Source organism: Pararhizobium sp. PWRC1-1 (genome assembly GCF_049897905.1).
Taxonomy (GTDB): Bacteria; Pseudomonadota; Alphaproteobacteria; order Rhizobiales; family Rhizobiaceae; genus Pararhizobium.
Genome location: NZ_JAFCXE010000001.1, coordinates 340,523 through 357,070, shown reverse-complemented (window position 1 = coordinate 357,070; position 16,548 = coordinate 340,523). Strand labels below are relative to the sequence as shown.

15 protein-coding genes are annotated in these 16,548 nt (G+C 60.0%); 12 read left to right on the top strand and 3 right to left on the bottom strand.

Annotated elements, in window-relative coordinates:
• Positions 1–204 precede the first annotated feature (204 nt).
• From ACP7E0_RS01780 to ACP7E0_RS01745, 8 genes are all read left to right on the top strand, one after another.
• Positions 205–1,338 carry an aminomethyltransferase family protein gene (locus ACP7E0_RS01780; protein ID WP_426122569.1) on the top strand — a complete coding sequence of 378 codons (1,134 nt, stop codon included), beginning with the start codon at positions 205–207 and terminating at the stop codon, positions 1,336–1,338.
• A gap of 10 nt (positions 1,339–1,348) precedes the next feature.
• Positions 1,349–1,954, top strand: coding sequence for a dimethylamine monooxygenase subunit DmmA family protein (locus ACP7E0_RS01775; RefSeq protein ID WP_426122568.1), 606 nt, complete (start codon positions 1,349–1,351; stop codon positions 1,952–1,954).
• Complete coding sequence (locus tag ACP7E0_RS01770) at positions 1,951–2,916, top strand: PDR/VanB family oxidoreductase (RefSeq protein WP_426122567.1); 966 nt, start codon at positions 1,951–1,953, stop codon at positions 2,914–2,916. The genes ACP7E0_RS01775 and ACP7E0_RS01770 overlap by 4 nt, the downstream gene beginning before the upstream one ends.
• Before the next feature lie 18 nt (positions 2,917–2,934).
• Positions 2,935–3,975 (top strand): heme-dependent oxidative N-demethylase family protein, encoded by a 1,041-nt coding sequence (locus ACP7E0_RS01765; protein WP_426122566.1) that lies wholly within the window; start codon positions 2,935–2,937, stop codon positions 3,973–3,975.
• Positions 3,976–4,197: 222 nt separating this feature from the next.
• Positions 4,198–5,535, top strand: coding sequence for an NAD(P)-binding domain-containing protein (locus ACP7E0_RS01760; protein ID WP_426122565.1), 1,338 nt, complete (start codon positions 4,198–4,200; stop codon positions 5,533–5,535).
• Positions 5,536–5,661: 126 nt separating this feature from the next.
• The gene (locus ACP7E0_RS01755; protein WP_426122563.1) at positions 5,662–6,261 is read left to right on the top strand and encodes a PAS domain-containing protein; all 600 of its coding nucleotides are present in this window, start codon (positions 5,662–5,664) and stop codon (positions 6,259–6,261) included.
• A 76-nt stretch (positions 6,262–6,337) separates the two neighbouring features.
• The gene (locus ACP7E0_RS01750; RefSeq protein WP_426122562.1) at positions 6,338–6,604 is read left to right on the top strand and encodes a type II toxin-antitoxin system ParD family antitoxin; all 267 of its coding nucleotides are present in this window, start codon (positions 6,338–6,340) and stop codon (positions 6,602–6,604) included.
• Positions 6,597–6,881 (top strand): type II toxin-antitoxin system RelE/ParE family toxin, encoded by a 285-nt coding sequence (locus ACP7E0_RS01745; RefSeq protein ID WP_426122560.1) that lies wholly within the window; start codon positions 6,597–6,599, stop codon positions 6,879–6,881. The genes ACP7E0_RS01750 and ACP7E0_RS01745 overlap by 8 nt, the downstream gene beginning before the upstream one ends.
• Before the next feature lie 27 nt (positions 6,882–6,908).
• Here the strand turns inward: ACP7E0_RS01745 and ACP7E0_RS01740 are convergent, their stop codons facing one another.
• On the bottom strand, positions 6,909–9,278 hold the full coding sequence (locus tag ACP7E0_RS01740) for a DUF1989 domain-containing protein (RefSeq protein ID WP_426122558.1): 2,370 nt from the start codon (positions 9,276–9,278) through the stop codon (positions 6,909–6,911).
• Positions 9,279–9,570: 292 nt separating this feature from the next.
• Here ACP7E0_RS01740 and ACP7E0_RS01735 point away from each other — a divergent pair, with 292 nt between their 5' ends.
• Positions 9,571–11,358, top strand: coding sequence for an APC family permease (locus ACP7E0_RS01735; protein WP_426122556.1), 1,788 nt, complete (start codon positions 9,571–9,573; stop codon positions 11,356–11,358).
• Positions 11,359–11,539: 181 nt separating this feature from the next.
• On the top strand, positions 11,540–12,196 hold the full coding sequence (locus ACP7E0_RS01730) for a sulfite oxidase-like oxidoreductase (RefSeq protein WP_426122555.1): 657 nt from the start codon (positions 11,540–11,542) through the stop codon (positions 12,194–12,196).
• 3 nt (positions 12,197–12,199) lie between these two features.
• On the opposite strand, the gene ACP7E0_RS01725 is transcribed toward ACP7E0_RS01730, so the two are convergent.
• Together ACP7E0_RS01725 and pcaQ are read right to left on the bottom strand one after the other, a co-directional pair.
• Positions 12,200–14,176, bottom strand: a complete 1,977-nt coding sequence (locus ACP7E0_RS01725; RefSeq protein ID WP_426122554.1) for an adenylate/guanylate cyclase domain-containing protein — start codon at positions 14,174–14,176, stop codon at positions 12,200–12,202.
• Between the two features lie 113 nt (positions 14,177–14,289).
• The gene (gene pcaQ, locus ACP7E0_RS01720) at positions 14,290–15,243 is read right to left on the bottom strand and encodes a pca operon transcription factor PcaQ (RefSeq protein WP_426122552.1); all 954 of its coding nucleotides are present in this window, start codon (positions 15,241–15,243) and stop codon (positions 14,290–14,292) included.
• 94 nt (positions 15,244–15,337) lie between these two features.
• On the opposite strand from pcaQ, the gene pcaD reads away from it, so the two are divergent.
• Both pcaD and pcaC read left to right on the top strand, forming a co-directional pair.
• Positions 15,338–16,150 (top strand): 3-oxoadipate enol-lactonase, encoded by an 813-nt coding sequence (gene pcaD / locus ACP7E0_RS01715; RefSeq protein WP_426122551.1) that lies wholly within the window; start codon positions 15,338–15,340, stop codon positions 16,148–16,150.
• A complete protein-coding gene (pcaC, locus tag ACP7E0_RS01710; protein ID WP_113317429.1) occupies positions 16,143–16,547 on the top strand; it encodes a 4-carboxymuconolactone decarboxylase in 405 nt (134 codons plus the stop codon). Before pcaD ends, pcaC begins: the two co-directional genes overlap by 8 nt.
• Position 16,548 lies beyond the last annotated feature (1 nt).

Below are 16,548 nucleotides of genomic sequence, written 5' to 3'. Positions count from 1 at the left end.
TTGCGCCACTTGAAAAGTGCGGCTTTCCAGCTTTGAATACCCTCACCAAACGCCCCTGAATACGCAAAAGCGGCACGACTTTTACCGTCCGCGACACCGCACTTTCCGGCGAGAAATCCACATCGCGGGCTTGCCGTTCCCAAAAACGCGAATATACTCAGGAATAATTATTTCCACAGAGTGAAATAAATAAGGGAACAAATCATGGCACTTAGCTGGCGTTTCTCCGCCTTGGGCGATCGGCATCGGGCATTGGGATCCAACCTTGAAGACTGGAGCGGCATGGGAACCGCCTGGACCTATGACAAGGATATCTACGAAGAACACATCGCCGTGCGCACCAAGGCCGGCATCATGGATGTCTCCGGCCTGAAGAAGGTCCACCTTGTCGGCCCGCATGCGATTGCCATCCTGGAATATATCACCACCCGCGACATGACCAAGGTCTATCCCGGCAAGTCGGTCTATGCCTGCATGCTCAACGATCGCGGCCATTTCACTGACGATTGCATCGTCTACCGCACCGGCCCGAACTCTTGGATGCTGGTGCACGGATCGGGCTCCGGCTTCGAGGAAATCGTCAAGCAGGCACAGGGCCGCAATTGCGCCGTGCTGTTCGACGACGACCTGCACGACCTGTCACTGCAGGGTCCGCTCGCCGTTGACTATCTCGAAAAATACGTGCCGGGCATCCGCGATCTCAAATATTTCCATCACATGCAGACGACCCTGTTCGGCGCCCCGGTGATGATATCGCGCACCGGCTATACCGGTGAGCGCGGCTACGAAATCTTCGTACGCGGCCAGGATGCCGGTATGGTCTGGGACCGCATTGTCGATGAAGGCAAGGCGATGGGCATCATCCCCGTCTGCTTCAGCGTTCTCGACATGCTGCGCGTCGAAAGCTACCTGCTGTTCTACCCTTACGACAATTCGCAGATGTACCCCTTCGCCAACGAGCAGCCCGGCGACAGTCTGTGGGAACTCGGCCTCGATTTCACCGTCAGCCCCGGCAAGACCGGTTTTCGCGGCGCCGAGGAACATGCCCGCCTCAAGGGCAAGGAGCGCTTCAAGATCTTCGGTCTCCTCGTCGAGGCCGATGGTCCGACCGACCTCGGCGACGAGGTCTGGGCCGGCGACAAGAAGGTGGGCGTCATCACCTGCCCCTCCTATTCCAAGCTCACCAACCGCTCGATGGCGATCATGCGCGTCGAGGTTCCCTATGCCGCCCAAGGCACCAAGCTCGAAGTGAAGGGCAAGACCGTCAACGCACCGGCCATCGCCCATACGATCACCTTCGACGATCCGAAGAAGACCAAACGGACGGCGCAAGGCTGAGGATATCGGCATGCTCGTACAAGGGATCAAAAGCAGGCCGGAATATAAGGGGCTCGACATCGATCCCCACGCAAAGCGCCACCTCTTCGTCCTCGAGGGCGAAGGGGCGGTTGCCCTCACCGATCAGGTGGACACCAAGGGCAAGGAGTTCCTCGCAAGATCGGAAATCCTCTATCTCGCCGCCGGTGCTGCGCCGAAAGCTTACGACAGCGTGATTTCCGCGCTGTCTCCGGACGTCTTTTGGCAGGCGCCGACGTTTCAGCCGCTGTTGTTTCGCCTGCGCGCCTGTCTTGAGCAGGCCCGGATGGGAACGCGGCTCTACATCGCCGGCACGGAAGGCTTCATCGGCCAGATCATGCAGGTGGCGCTCGAATTAGGCATCGATTTCAACTCGATCCACACCGAACATCGCGGCTCGACGGCGCGCCGGGTGCAATGCGTGCACTGCAAGGGCATCACCGACAATGTGACCACCAGCCCCTTTGCCTGCACCCATTGCGGCTTGCCGCTGTTGGTGCGCGATCATTACTCCAGACGCCTCGGCGCCTTCCAGGGCGTCAACATCGATGCGGAAGAACCGGGTACTGCCCCTGCCCCTGAGGAGATGTTCCCGTGAGCCTCAATACCGACATGCCCGTCCGTGTCGCTGATGTGACGCAGGTGACCGATCTGGTCAAACGCTTCCGCTTCGAGCGGCTCGACGGCCATCCCATGCCGTTCTTTTCCGGTGGCGCCCATGTTGTCGTTTCGATGAACGACAATGGTCTTTTGCGCCGCAATCCCTATTCGCTGATGTCCAATCCCGACGACAACCGCGCCTATGAAATCAGCGTGCTCAGGGTTCCCAACTCCCGTGGCGGCTCGATCTTCATGCATGAACAGGTGAAGCCCGGCGATCAACTGACTGTCAGCCAGCCGGTCAATCTGTTTGCGCCGGACCATCGCGGCCGCAAACATATCCTGATTGCCGGCGGCATCGGCATCACGCCGTTCATCGCCATGATGGAACAGTTCAGCCGCGACAACATCGCGTTTGAACTGCACTATGCCATCCGCTCGCGCTCGCACGGTGCCTACTGGCAGCAACTGCTGGACCGCTACGGCCCGCGCCGCATCAAGATCTATGTCGACGAGGAAAAGAGCTATATCCCCGTTGCCGGAATCGCCGACAACCAGCCGCTCGGCACGCATCTCTATGTCTGCGGCCCGGCCGGCATGATCGATGGCGTGCTGATGACGGCGCTGAAAGCCGGCTGGCCGAAGGAAAACCTGCATTCGGAACGCTTCCTTGCGCCGCCTGCCGGTCTGCCGTTCCAGGTCTTCCTCGAAAAATCCAACATCCACATGACCGTTGGCGAACATCAGAGCATCCTGGAAGCGGCCGAAGCTCATGGCTGCGACGCGCCCTACATGTGCCGCGGCGGCGCCTGCGGCCAGTGCGAGACCGAAGTCTCGTCCTGCGACGGCACCCTTCAGCACAACGATATTTACCTGTCGGACGAGGAAAAGGCGTCCGGCAAGAAGGTCATGATCTGCGTTTCGCGGTTCAAGGGCCAGCAACTCGTTCTTCAACTCTAGCTTAAGGGGACCGGACAGATGACCATCACGTTCAGGAGCGAAACGTTCCGCGACGACTTCACCTTCCGCAACAGCCTCACCAATATCAGGCGCTTTCCCTTCCCCTTCGACCGCGACGAATACATGTATTCGGTCAACATGGAGCCGCATATCCGTGGCAAGCCCGACAGCGTCTTTGAAAACCTGATCGATGTCGACGAGCACTATGTCGCCGAGATGCAGGACCGGGCGATGGTGCTGAAGGAGGATCCGCTGCGCTGCCAGGCCCTGCCGCATATGATGGCGGCGCAATGGGATGTGCTGGAACTGCTGATGGAGCATCAGGCGCAGGACTATCCCGAGCACTTCACCGTGGAAAAGAATGGCGACCGCTGGCGCTGGATCAACCGGCCGATGGGCATCGACGACACCTTCACCTTCGGCGATCCCTCAACCCTTCCCTATCCGCCGATGGAATACATTACCCGCCAGGCTCAAGGCGATTTCTGCATCGTTGACCAGCGCGACAACAATCTCTGGATGGATGCCGGCATGGTCACCACCCAGGCCGACTGGTCGCTCGATTTCGATATCGGCATGAATTTCATGGAATGGCACGGCCCGGTGCCGCTCGCCCACCAGATCGGCGTTTTCGACCGGGCGCTGAAATTCCTGCTCAACCTGCAGCAGGGCAAGCCGACCCGCCGCCTGAACTGGACGATGACCGTCAATCCGCGGCTCGACACGTCACCGGAAAACTACCACAAATGGGGTCCGGACCGCATGACGGTGACGCCGGAGAATGTCGGCGAAAAGATGCACCTGCGCGTCGAGTTGCAGAGCCTGTGGCGCCTGCCGCGCTCGAACGCCATTCTGTTCGTGATCCGCTGCTACCTGATCAGCCTCGATGAACTGGTGACCGTCCCCAAATGGGCCCGCCGCCTGCCACGCGTCCTGCAAACCCTGCCGCCGGAAATCATCGACTACAAGGGCCTCACCCGCAACCGGCCGATCATGATCGACTGGCTGGCGAAATATGACGACGGGGCACCGACAAGTGCGGGGATCTATCCGGATTAAGGGGGTTTAAGGCCCCTCCCCAACCCTCCCCACAAGGGGGAGGGAGCGACCTCTTTCTGGGCTCCGCCGATGTTCTTTTCGGCAGTCACAAGGAATAGCGGCGCTGGAATACGCTGGCGAGAGGGTCCGGCAGGTTAAACCCTCCCCCTTGTGGGGAGGGTTGGGAGGGGTCTTCTCCACAGACAATGCACGTACGAACAAAAACAAAGGGAACAGACAGACATGACCAGAGTAGCCGTGATCGGCGCAGGGCCATCGGGCCTTGCTCAATTGAGAGCCTTCCAGTCCGCCGCCCAGAAGGGCGCCGATATTCCCGAAGTCGTCTGCTTTGAAAAACAGGCCGACTGGGGTGGCCTGTGGAACTACACTTGGCGCACCGGGCTAGACGAATATGGCGAGCCGGTCCATGGCAGCATGTACCGCTATCTCTGGTCGAATGGCCCCAAGGAATGCCTGGAATTCGCCGACTACTCCTTCGAGGAGCATTTCGGCAAGCCGATCGGCTCCTACCCGCCCCGCGCTGTACTCTGGGACTATATCAAGGGCCGGGTCGAAAAGGCCGATGTGCGCAAATGGGTGCGCTTCTCGACGCCGGTGCGCATGGTGCGCTTCGACGAGGAATCCAAGACCTTCACGGTCACGGCACACGACCGCGTCAACGACGTCATGTATGATGAAATCTTCGACTATCTCGTCGTCGCCTCCGGCCACTTCTCGACACCGAACGTTCCCTATTTCGACGGCGTCAAAACCTTCGGCGGCCGTGTCCTGCATGCCCATGATTTCCGCGATGCGCTGGAGTTCAAGGACAAGGATGTGCTGATCGTCGGCCGCAGCTATTCGGCCGAGGACATCGGTTCGCAATGCTGGAAATACGGCGCAAAATCGGTAACCACCACCTACCGCTCCAAGCCGATGGGCTTCAAATGGCCGGAGCGTTTTGAGGAACGCCCGCTCTTGCAGAAACTCGTCAACAAGACGGCGCATTTCGCCGATGGATCGACCAAGGAAGTCGATGCGCTGATCCTGTGCACCGGCTATCTCCACCACTTCCCGTTCCTGCCCGACGATCTGCGCCTGAAGACCGCGAACCGCCTGTGGTCCGACAATCTCTACAAGGGCGTCGTCTACGAGGACAATCCGCAACTGATGTATATCGGCATGCAGGATCAGTTCTACACGTTCAACATGTTCGACGCCCAGGCCTGGTTCGCCCGCGACGTGATCATGGACCGCATCAAGCTGCCCTCGAAGGAGGAGATGAAGGCGCATTTCGATACGTGGCGCGCCCGCGAGGAAACGCTTGAGGATGCCGAGCAGATGATCTGGTTCCAGGGCGATTACGTCATCGAACTGCTTGCAGACACCGATTATCCAAAGTTCGACGTCGAGGGCACCAACCAGACCTTCATGGAATGGGAGCACCACAAAGGCGAAAACATCATGGGCTTCCGCGACAATGCCTACAAATCGCTGATGACCGGTACGATGGCGCCCAAGCACCATACGCCCTGGCTGGAAGCGATGGACGATACGCTGGAAGTCTATCTGAAGAACTGATCGCGTTTTACCGATGAAATCGCCGAAGGCCAATTTCGCGGCCTTCGGCGCTAGTTTTTAGAGTGCCTACATATTCCAAGATAAATTCAATCGTCCTTTTGCCCTCCAGCCGTGACCGGATTAGCCATGGATTTTCTGAGCAGTGTTCTCGGCCGCATGAACGGGTTTCTCTACCGGTGCCGGGCCGACGAGCACTATACGATGCTCGACATGACAGACGGCATTCAACGGATCTTCGGCTATCCCACCGACGAAATCGTCGGCAACCGTGTGCGCACCTTCACCTCGATCATGTGCGAGGAGGACGTACCCGCCATGGACGCAGTGGTCGGCACGGCGCTCGAAAGCCGCACCGACTGGACGCTGGAATACCGTATCCGCCACAACAGCGGTCACTTCATCTGGGTCACGGAAACCGGTGGCGGCGTCTGGGACGCGAATGGCGATTTGCTCTACCTCGAAGGCAGCATCGTCAACATCGAATCCCTCTACCAGCGCATCGACGAACAGACCGCTGACATGCGCGCGACCGCCTCGCGAACGGCCGAAATCCTACATTCGCTGCGCTACCTGAAACTGCTTGCCGTCAACGCCGGCATCGAAGCAGCCCGGGCCGGAACAGCCGGCGCCGGCTTCGCCGTTCTCGCCTCGGAAATGCGCACGCTGGCCAATGATTCTGAAGCGGTCGCGCGGCAGATTGCGACGGCGCAGGGCAAATCGAGCTGACGGCCGTATAATTCACAATAAGCATTTTTGTGAATTATTCTTATCCATGGTAGAATGCTCGAAAGGAGTATTCCCCATGGCAACAATGACCATATCACTTCCCGACCCTATGAAAGAATGGATCGAGGCCCAGATCAGCAAGGGCGAATACGCCAGCACCAGCGACTATGTGCGCGATCTCGTGCGTCGTGACCGGTCCCGTCGGGATCAGGAACTGACGATCGAAGAGTTACGCCAGATCGTAACGGAATCCCGCTCCAGCGGCACCGGCAAACAAAGCATCGACGAGATTTTTGAGAATGCTGAGCGCCTTGCCAGGGCAAGGGGCGTTGTGCGTGATTAGTTACACGCTGACAGAGCGCGCCGAAGATGACCTGCTTGCTCTGTTTCTCGATGGCATAGAAATGTTCGGCCTGTCCCAAGCCCGGCGCTATAAGGATGAACTGGAGCATTGTTTTCAGTTGATAGCATCGCGGCCACAAATGGGACGGCTTGCCCCATCCATTGGCGAAGGGGTGCGGCGGCATGTGCATCAGAGCCACATCACCCTCTACGAGGAAGCCCCCGTCGTCATCCTTGCAGTGGTGCCTGCAAGAAGCATCCGCCTTCTGAAACTCTGAAAACCTATCGGCGACAAACCGCCAAACTCACGACCGCGGTTTCAGCTTCTGCGGATCGTAGTGCGCGAATGGCACAATCCGCGCCGGTAGCCGCTTTTGCTGGCCGTCCAGCTTGCCGATCTCGACTTCCGTACCAATCTCCGAATGCAGCACATCCATCCGCGCCAGCGCGATCGTCTTTTTCAGGAGCGGCGAGCGGGTTGCGCTGGTGACGACGCCGACCTGTGCGCGGCCGATATGCACGGTGTCGCCATGGCCGACGGCATCATTGGCATGGATATCGAGCCCGACCAGCTTGTAGCGCGGGTTTTCCTTGCGCTTGATCAGCGCATCGCGGCCGATGAAATCCTCGGTCTTTGATTTCAGCGGCACGGTGAAACCGATGCCGGCCTCGAAAGGGTCGGTCTGGTCGGAAAAGTCATAATGGGCGAACACCAGACCCGCCTCGATACGCACCATGTCGAGCGCTTCCAGCCCCATCGGCTTCAATCCATGCTTCTGGCCGGCCTCCCAGACCGCATCGAACACGGCAAGCGCATCCTTCGGATGACAGAAGATTTCATAGCCGAGTTCACCGGTATAGCCGGTGCGCGAGACGACGACCGGCGCGCCCTCGAAATGACCGATGCGGCCGACGGCAAAGCGGAACCATTCGAGCTCACCGATCGACGGCTGCGACGGTGCGGTCCAGATAATCTCCTTGATGATCTCGCGGCTCATCGGCCCCTGGACGGCGAGGTTATGCATCTGGTCGGTCGAGGAGCGCACCCAGGCCTTGTAGCCCATCTTTTCCGCCTGCTCGCGCAGCCAGATGCCGCTGACATCATCACCGCCGATCCAGCGGAAATTGTTCTCACCCAGCCGGAACACCGTGCCGTCATCGATCATGCCGCCGTTCTCGTAGCACATCGCCGTATAGACCACCTGCCCCGGCGAGAGCTTGCGGATATCGCGGGTAACACAATATTGCAGCAGCGCCTCCGCGTCCGGCCCGGTCACCTCGAATTTGCGCAATGGCGACAGGTCCATAACCACCGCCTTTTCACGGCAGGCCCAATACTCCTCGATCGGCCCTTCATTGTTGAAGCGGTTCGGCAGCCAGTAACCGCGATATTCGGTGTGATTGCGCGTCAGTGCCGACAAGCGCGGATGAAAGGCGGTTTCCTGGGTCATTTCGGGCTCTGCATCAGGGGTCATTCGGATGGCGACGGCGCGCGAGAATTTTTCCTTGTCCGAATAGGTGCGGACATGAATGTCGGTCGGGTTCCAGGCATTGGCCGCATCGATATCGTCGGGGCAGGACGAAGAGACGCAGACGAGATCGGTCAGCGCCCGCATCAGCACATAATCGCCCGGCCGCGACCAGGGCTCATCGAGATAGAGCTGGTTCTGGTGATCGACATTGGTGTTGTAGAAATAGTTGAGCGCTTCCCAGCCCTTGCGCGGCGCAATGCCGTAAGGCGCCAGCGCATGATTGAAGTTGTCGGTGCAATTGGCATGCCCCGGATAACCCATGTCGTCGTAATAACGCGAATTGCAGGCCGTCGCGAATGCATCGTGCCGCCCGACCGTATCCTGCACGATCTCCACCAGCGGCTCGAAATCCCGATCAAACGCTTTCGACGGCAGTCCCGGCATCGGGTAGCTGCGCCCGAGTAAGGTGCGCGTCACCGTCGCATCGAGCGCCAGATCCATGCCCTTATCGACCTTTCGAGCGGAAAAAGCCTGGAAATCGGTGCATTGCCGGCCCGAAACGTCGATGACCTGAATGAACTCGCCGGCCCGCACGAAATAGGCCGAAGCCCTTGCTGCCTGAATGCGCAGATCTTGCACCGGATCGGCCATCGGCTCCGGCAGCATCTCTTCATAGGTGCGTTCTATTCTGGAGCGGGTCACGCGCAGTTCGAGCGCGGTCGCAGTATTCTGCGCCTCCGCATCCATCGGCGGCGCCGGTGCCGCGACGATCAGCAAACCGTCGAGCGCAATCGTCAGTTCGGCCGCAGCCCCCGGCGACGAGCTTTCACCAAACAGCACCAGTGCCTGCGCACCTGCGGCATCGACGTTTCGCCGTTTCAAAGCGCTGAGCGTGCGCCGCGCGCTGTCTTCATCGCGGGCAAGAATCTCCTGAAGTCCGGAGGCAGTTCGCGAAAACCCGACGCCAAGACCGGCCGCATTGAACCCGCCCCCGGCATCGACGAAGCCGACCTCGCAAAGCTGGCCGCCCTCGATATCCTTGATGCTGATCCGGTCACCGGCCATCACCTTGACGACCGTCGTGCCGCGTCCCTTCACGCGGTAGCGCTCGACGCCGGGGGCGAGCGCCGGAATGCCCGGCCGCAGAATCGTGCTGGGCCGTGGCGGCATCAAGGTGCCGGCAAATCGTCCGGAATCGGTCATCTCAGCTCCCACCCGAAGGCACAGTCGGCTCAGTGGTCTATAAGCACCACTTTATGCACCGGCAATATGGCCAAACTATCCTATGGGAGCCCCTGGAAAGTAAAGAGAGACTTGACCGAGAAGAAAAAAAATTCACTATGAAGATAAGTTGCGGTCGCGAAATTCAAACGGGAACAGGTGGTGACACTGCGAAAACGCAGGCACCATCCAGCGAAGAAGCCGCAGCGAAAACCATCCTAAAGGGGACGCGCGGCAACGCGCTTCAAGACAAAACTGGTCGAGGAGACTGTTTATGGCATCTATCGTTGAGACCGACGGGTCGACCGCTGCGCCCAGCACCGGCCTGATCCGCGCGCTGGACTGGAAAGGGGCATTCTGGGTTGCTGCCGGCGTCCCGCCGCTGGTGCTCTTCTCCATCGGCGGCATTGCCGGCACGACAGGCAAGCTCGCCTTCGTGGTCTGGATCATTTCCATGGTGATGGGCTTCCTGCAATCCTTCACCTATGCCGAAATCGCCGGCATGTTCGGCAACAAATCCGGCGGCGCATCGATCTATGGCGCCACCGCCTGGCTACGATATTCGAAATTCATTGCGCCGCTGTCGGTGTGGTGCAACTGGTTCGCCTGGTCGCCGGTACTGTCGCTCGGTTGCGCCATCGCGGCGGGTTATATTCTGAACGCCCTGTTCCCCATTCCCGGTGCCGATAGCCCGGCCGTGATGGAATGGATCAACGCCAATATGGCCACACTGACGGCCGAAAGCCCGCGCGTCGCGGAATGGCTTGCGGCCAATGCCGGCAAGGCGCCGCAGGATGCGATTTCCGCCCTCCTGTCGACCGATGCGATCGCCGCCCTCACCCCGGCGATCCGCAGCTGGTCGCTGATCACCTTCGACATTCCCTTCCTCGCCAAGGCCAACCTCAACGCCACCTTCGTCATCGGCGGCATCCTGATGCTGGTGATCTTCGCGATCCAGCATCGCGGCATCCAGGGAACGGCCAGCGTCCAGAAATGGCTCGCCATCATCGTTCTCCTGCCGCTGCTGATCATCGGCCTCTACCCGATTTTTTCCGGCCAGATCGACAGCGCCAACATCACCAACCTCGTTCCGCCGACCGCCGGCTATTCCGGCATTGACGGCGTCTGGAGCAATGGCGGCTGGACGCTGTTCCTCGGCGGCCTCTATATCGCCGCCTGGTCGACCTACGGCTTTGAAACCGCGGTCTGCTACACTCGCGAGCTGAAGAACCCGAAAACCGATACCTTCAAGGCGATCTTCTATTCCGGCCTGCTCTGCTGCCTGTTCTTCTTCCTCATCCCCTTCACCTTCCAGGGCGTTCTCGGCCATGCCGGCATGCTCGCACCCGGCATCGTCGATGGAACGGGTGTTGCGGAAGCACTGGCAAGCCTCGTCCATGGCGGCCGCATCGTTACCCAGTTGCTCGTGATCCTGATGATCATGGCACTGTTCCTCGCCATCATGACCGCAATGGCCGGTTCGTCGCGCACCCTTTACCAGGGTGCCAAGGATGGCTGGCTGCCAAAATATCTCGACCACGTCAACGAACACGGCGCGCCGACCCGCGCCATGTGGACAGACTTCGCCTTCAACCTCATCCTGCTTGCCATCGCCTCCGACGTGGCAGGTTACTTCTTCGTGCTGGCCGTCTCCAATGTTGGCTATATCATCTTCAACTTCCTCAACCTCAATGCCGGCTGGATCCACCGGATGGACTCCAGCCACATCCAGCGGCCCTGGAAGGCACCGACCTGGCTGATCGGCCTCAACACCGTTCTTGCCTTCGTCAACGCATTGTTCCTCGGCGCCGGCGCCAAGGTCTGGGGCTATTCCAATGCGCTCTGGGTCGGCTTCATCTTCGCCGCCCTCATCCTGCCGGTCTTTGCCTATCGCCACTATGTGCGCGACGGCGGAAAATTCCCGGCAGGCGCAATGGAAGACCTTGGCCTCGTCGGCCAAGACCTCGGCGTCAAGAAAGCCGGTATCCTGCCCTACGTGGCGCTCGCCGGCGGCCTCGCCGTCGTTCTCGCCGCAAACGCATACTTCCAGCTGCCGGTCTGAGCGGATCACGCTCTGATCGGAACTCAATGCAAGACAAGGCCCGCGCATTTGGAAATGCGCGGGCCTTGTCCGTTTCGGAATACCGCTACCTTTACCGTATCGCTTGACACGTTGCCGGATTGAAACTGTACTTCCGCTTCATCATGCCGGCCCGGCAAGTTACAAGCAGTGAGTTCCCATCATGACCGACGAAAGCCCGGAAACGAAACTGACGCTGTCCAAACGCCGCTGGGCCGAACAAGGCAAGTTCCTGACGGGAAAAATCTCACGCGCAGAGACCGACCGCCTGCCGCCGGGGCAGCATCTGGTCACCAACTGGCCGGTGCTCGATCTCGGCCAGCAGCCGCTTATCCAGCAATCGGAGTGGACGCTGCAGATCGTCGGCGGTGTCGAAAATCCTGTCAAACTCGACTGGGATGCGTTCCACCGGCTGCCGCAGAGCAAGAAACTGTCCGACATCCATTGCGTGACGACATGGTCGCGCTACGACAATCGCTGGCAGGGCGTTTCGACCCATGATCTGCTCGATCTTGTCATGCCGAGACCAGAGGCCAATTTCGTCATGCTGACCAGCTATGACGGCTACACCACCAACCTGCCGCTGGCCGATTTCGCCTCCGAAGACGGCATTCTGGCAACCGCTTGGGAGGGCGAACCATTGACGCGCGACCATGGCGGCCCGATGCGCCTCGTCATCCCGCATCTCTATTTCTGGAAAAGCGCCAAATGGCTGCGCCGCATCGAATTTCTGATCGGCGACCAGGCTGGTTTCTGGGAAAAGAACGGCTATCACATGCTCGGCGATCCCTGGCGCGAGCAGCGTTACTCGGATGATTGAGCGTCAGGCCCGCTTCGTAGAAATCGCAGCTTCGGGACAGTCCGCTGTAGTCTTCTCGCCGATAACCTCGTAGAGGTCCAGCGCAGTCGCCCGGCCCTTGACCTGCGCCTCACCAAGTGGACGAAAGGCGATTGCGTCACCACACAATGCGACCACCGCGCTGCTGGCGAGTATCGCCGTGCCATAAACCTTGTTCATGCCTTCGAGGCGGGAGGCAACGTTCACGGTATCGCCCATCGCCGTGTATTGCAGCCGCTCCTTGGCCCCGACACTGCCGACAACCGCCGTGCCCGTATGAATGCCGAAGCGGGTACGCAGTTCCGGTAACCCCCGCGCTTTCAGATCGGCATTGAACACTTTGAGTTTTCTCTCGACCGCCAGAGCGCAACGGCAGGCATTTTCCGCATGGTGCTCATCGGCAACCGGCGCGTTCCACATGGCAAAGACCGAATCTCCGAGAAACTGGATGATCTCGCCGCCATGGGCGCTGACGGTCTCGTTGAAGATATCGAAATAGTCCGACAGCAGCGCCACCACCTCTTCCGGCGTCCGCTGCTCGCTCAGCGTGGTGAAGTCGTAGATATCGGTAAACCAGGCCGTCACCTCCTGCCGCCGCGCGCCCCTGCCCGCAAACTGCCCGGATTCGATGCCCTTGCGCACAAGTTCTTTCGGCACATACAGCGCGAAGGTGAAGATCGCATCGCGCGCCCGGTTCATCGCGCGCCCGAGAGTCGATATCTCGGTGACGTGCGAGGTGACTTGGCTCGGCCCGGTAAAATCGAGATCCTGCAGCCGGTTTGCATTGGCGGTCAGCTGGCTCAGCGATTGCGTGATCAGCCGCGCCATGAAGAGCGCTGCAAGCAGTCCGAGAATGACGATGACGGCCGCAATGGCAAGGCCCTGATAAAGGTTGCGATTGGCCGCCGCTGTCAGTTCGTCCAGGGGGGCCGCCACCACCGTCCGGTGCCCCGCAAGCAAAAGCACGGATTTCACCGAGGTCACCATGATGATGTAGGTGCGGCCGTCGATATCGGCGAAACTCACCCCATTGCCGGTCGGAAGGTTGGCCTTTATGCCGGTCAGCAGCGGATCGATCGGCTTTGAAACATCCAGCTCCCCCTTTTCCTTCACCGTTGTCATACGGGCCATAAGCCCGCGATCGGAATGCATGATCGGCTTGCCGGCCGCATCCATCACGAAGGCGACGGTATCCGCGGTCAGGCGTTCACGCGCCATGAATTCGGTGATTGTGCCAAGATCTATATCCGCGCCGATGACGATACCGCCATTGCCGTGATGCGCCTGTGAAATAGTCATGCCCAGAGCCCCGGTCGTCACCATCGTATAGGGTCCGATCGCCGCCGGCATCGTGCCGTTGACCGCAGCCTGATACCAGGGACGTTTCCTCGGATCGAAACCGGTGGAGAGGAGACGCCGCTCCAATATCTGATTGCCATCCTTGTCGAGGAAAATCAGCCGGTTGCTGCGGTCGCCCGTCTGCTCCGTTTGCATCAACCGAACAGCAATCGCCGCCAGGTCCGGCGCATCGAGAGCCGTGCGCCACGCCGGGGCGCTGAGGTCGACAGCCTGGATGAATTCTCCGTCCGGGTAGCCTGCATAAATTCCGTCCAGATTGGATGATTGGGCGATGATCTCGCGCAGCAGCTTGATCTTGTCGCTCATACGTTCTGGTGGCGGCACGAGAAAAGAATTGGCGATTGACGCGGTGAACCCCACCAGCGCGGTCGTTCGTCCGGAAAGAATGCCCAGCCGGTCGATCAGACGCTCGGAAAAGGCCCGCATGTCGGCCTCGGCATTGACCAGCGCCGCGTCGCGAGCCCGCACATAGCCCAGACTGATCAGCGTCCCCGAAACGGCGATCAGCAGAGCCGCCATGGCAAGCCCCAGAAGCGATCTCAGCGGCTTGGTCCAGACCGTCGGCCGGCCTTTTGCGGCAGGCTCTACCGTTACTTCCGACATGCTTTTCCTATGACCCCGAATACGCCAATGAAATCCAAAACTTGGAGTTGAATGCAGATTATCAGCCGGTGGTAATGTCGTACAGGAAAACCATCAAGCCAGTCAGGCGCAGCTCAGTGCTGCCGACGCTCTGCATGGACGACCGAAACAGCCGAAACCTCGGCCGCAGCCTCGCGGATCGTCTGCATCAGGATCGCAAGCGGCATCGAGGGGATGGCATTGGCCCGCATCGTCAGCCCGACCGGTCCCTTGGTCTCGCTGGTATCGATCGGCAAGGGCGCAAGCACTCCGTCCTCGATATCGCCGGCCACCACCCCCGTCGAAATGATCCAGATGGCATCGCTCGCCCGCACGAAAGCCCGACCGAAGGAATCCGAGACGGTTTCGATCTGGTTGGGCAGGCTGGCAATCCCGTTGGTGATCAGGAAGCGTTCGACGAAGGGCCGGATAATCGAGGCGCGCGTCGGCATCAGCACCGGGTAGACACCGAGATTATCAAAGACCGACTGTTGTGCCGACAGCAGCGGGTGGCCGCTGCGCACCACGAAGACGACCTGCTCGGAATAGAGATGTTCGAAGGAAAAACCAGTCATCTGCTCGGGCGCCGCAAGCCGCCCGACCACCAGATCGAGATCGCCGACGCGCAACTGCTCCAGCAGCGCGGCATTTTCACCGGTGACGATCTTGATGCGGCTACCGGTTTCCTCCTTGAGGAAATTCGCCATGGCCCGCGGCATTATCCGGGTTGAAACAGTCGGAAGCGCGCCGATCCGGACCGGCGGACCATCGCCGGAACGCTCCTGCGATACGCAATCAAGCCCTTGCCGCAGCGCCGTCAGCGCCGCCCCCGCATGCCGCAGGAAGGCTTCGCCGTAACGGCTGATCTTGATGCCGCGGCCATCACGTTCGAAGACGGCAACGCCCAGAACCTCTTCCAGCTCGCGGATGGTCTTGGTCACCGCCGGCTGACTGACATGCAGGAGGCTCGCCGCCTTCATCACGCTCTTCTGGCGGGCGACCTCGACAAAGGTCTGCAAATGGCGGAATTTCACACGAGCGTCGATCATGGCAACTCATAACTCAGGAGTTAATGATAGGCAATAAAATGTCATTTTACCGAACCAGATTAAAGTTCCAATCTGGCAACGGAGGAGAATTCCCGTGCAGTTTGCCCGCATCAACGACATCACGCTTCACTATCAGGTCATCGGTGCATCCAATGACAAGCCGGTGCTGGTCTTTGTCAATTCGCTCGGCACGGATTTCCGCATCTGGCGCGATGTGATCGTGCGGTTCGCCGGCGACTTTGCCATGGTTCTTTATGACAAGCGCGGCCATGGCCTCTCCGATGTCGGCGACATGCCCTATTCGATGGACCTGCACGTCGCCGATCTCGCCGGCCTGCTCGATCTCCTAGCCGTCAAGCAGGCGATTGTCTGCGGCCTGTCGGTCGGCGGCCTGATCGCGCAGGGCCTCTATGCCGCCCGTCCGGATCTGGTGCGGGCGCTGGCACTCTGCGATACCGCCCACAAGATCGGCACGGCCGACCTCTGGAACACCCGCATCGCCGCCATCGAGCAAAACGGCATAGCCAGCATTACCGACAGCATTCTCGAACGCTGGTTCACGCCCGCCTTCCGCCGGCCGGAAAACAATGCCTTGCACGGCTATCGCAATATGCTGATCCGCCAACCGGTGACAGGCTATACAGGCACCTGCGCTGCGATCCGCGATGCCGATTTCACCGAAGCGGCCAAACGTGTCGCGGTTCCGACCATCTGCATCGTCGGCGATCAGGATGGCTCGACGCCGCCCGATCTCGTTCTATCGACCGCAAAGCTGATCCCAGGCGCCCGTTACGAAGTCATCCACGATGCCGGCCATATCCCTTGCGTCGAGCAACCGGAGATGCTGACGGCCGTGCTGCGCGCCTTCATCGATACCGTCCTGTCTGGAGAAAAAGCCCATGAGTGACGCCACCGCGCCTACCGAACGTTACCGTCAGGGCCTGGTCACCCGCCGTGCCGTGCTGGGCGACCGTCATGTCGATAGGGCACAATCCGCGACCACCGATTTCGACCAGCCTTTTCAGGAGTTGATTACCGAGGCTGCGTGGGGAAACCTCTGGTCGCGGCCGACCTGGACGAAACGCGAGCGCTCGATCGTCACCATCGCCCTGCTTGCAGCCCTTGGGCATGACGAAGAAGTGGCGATGCATGTGCGCGCGACTGCCAATACCGGCGCCAGCCGCGAGGATATCGGCGAAGCGCTCTTGCATGTGGCGATCTACGCCGGCGTTCCCGCCGCCAATCGTGCGATCAAGATCGCCAAGCAGGTTTTCGAGCAAATGGACGCCGAACAGGCGGCATGAG

Bases quoted from the DNA above. Each gene is read 5' to 3' on its own strand.
- ACP7E0_RS01765 (WP_426122566.1), top strand. From the start codon at position 2,935: ATGACCATCACGTTCAGGAGCGAAACGTTCCGCGACGACTTCACCTTC.
- ACP7E0_RS01755 (WP_426122563.1), top strand. From the start codon at position 5,662: ATGGATTTTCTGAGCAGTGTTCTCGGCCGCATGAACGGGTTTCTCTAC.
- pcaQ (WP_426122552.1), bottom strand. From the start codon at position 15,243: ATGATCGACGCTCGTGTGAAATTCCGCCATTTGCAGACCTTTGTCGAG.
- ACP7E0_RS01740 (WP_426122558.1), bottom strand. From the start codon at position 9,278: ATGACCGATTCCGGACGATTTGCCGGCACCTTGATGCCGCCACGGCCC.
- ACP7E0_RS01780 (WP_426122569.1), top strand. From the start codon at position 205: ATGGCACTTAGCTGGCGTTTCTCCGCCTTGGGCGATCGGCATCGGGCA.
- ACP7E0_RS01730 (WP_426122555.1), top strand. From the start codon at position 11,540: ATGACCGACGAAAGCCCGGAAACGAAACTGACGCTGTCCAAACGCCGC.
- ACP7E0_RS01735 (WP_426122556.1), top strand. From the start codon at position 9,571: ATGGCATCTATCGTTGAGACCGACGGGTCGACCGCTGCGCCCAGCACC.
- ACP7E0_RS01750 (WP_426122562.1), top strand. From the start codon at position 6,338: ATGGCAACAATGACCATATCACTTCCCGACCCTATGAAAGAATGGATC.
- ACP7E0_RS01760 (WP_426122565.1), top strand. From the start codon at position 4,198: ATGACCAGAGTAGCCGTGATCGGCGCAGGGCCATCGGGCCTTGCTCAA.
- pcaC (WP_113317429.1), top strand. From the start codon at position 16,143: ATGAGTGACGCCACCGCGCCTACCGAACGTTACCGTCAGGGCCTGGTC.
- ACP7E0_RS01725 (WP_426122554.1), bottom strand. From the start codon at position 14,176: ATGTCGGAAGTAACGGTAGAGCCTGCCGCAAAAGGCCGGCCGACGGTC.
- ACP7E0_RS01775 (WP_426122568.1), top strand. From the start codon at position 1,349: ATGCTCGTACAAGGGATCAAAAGCAGGCCGGAATATAAGGGGCTCGAC.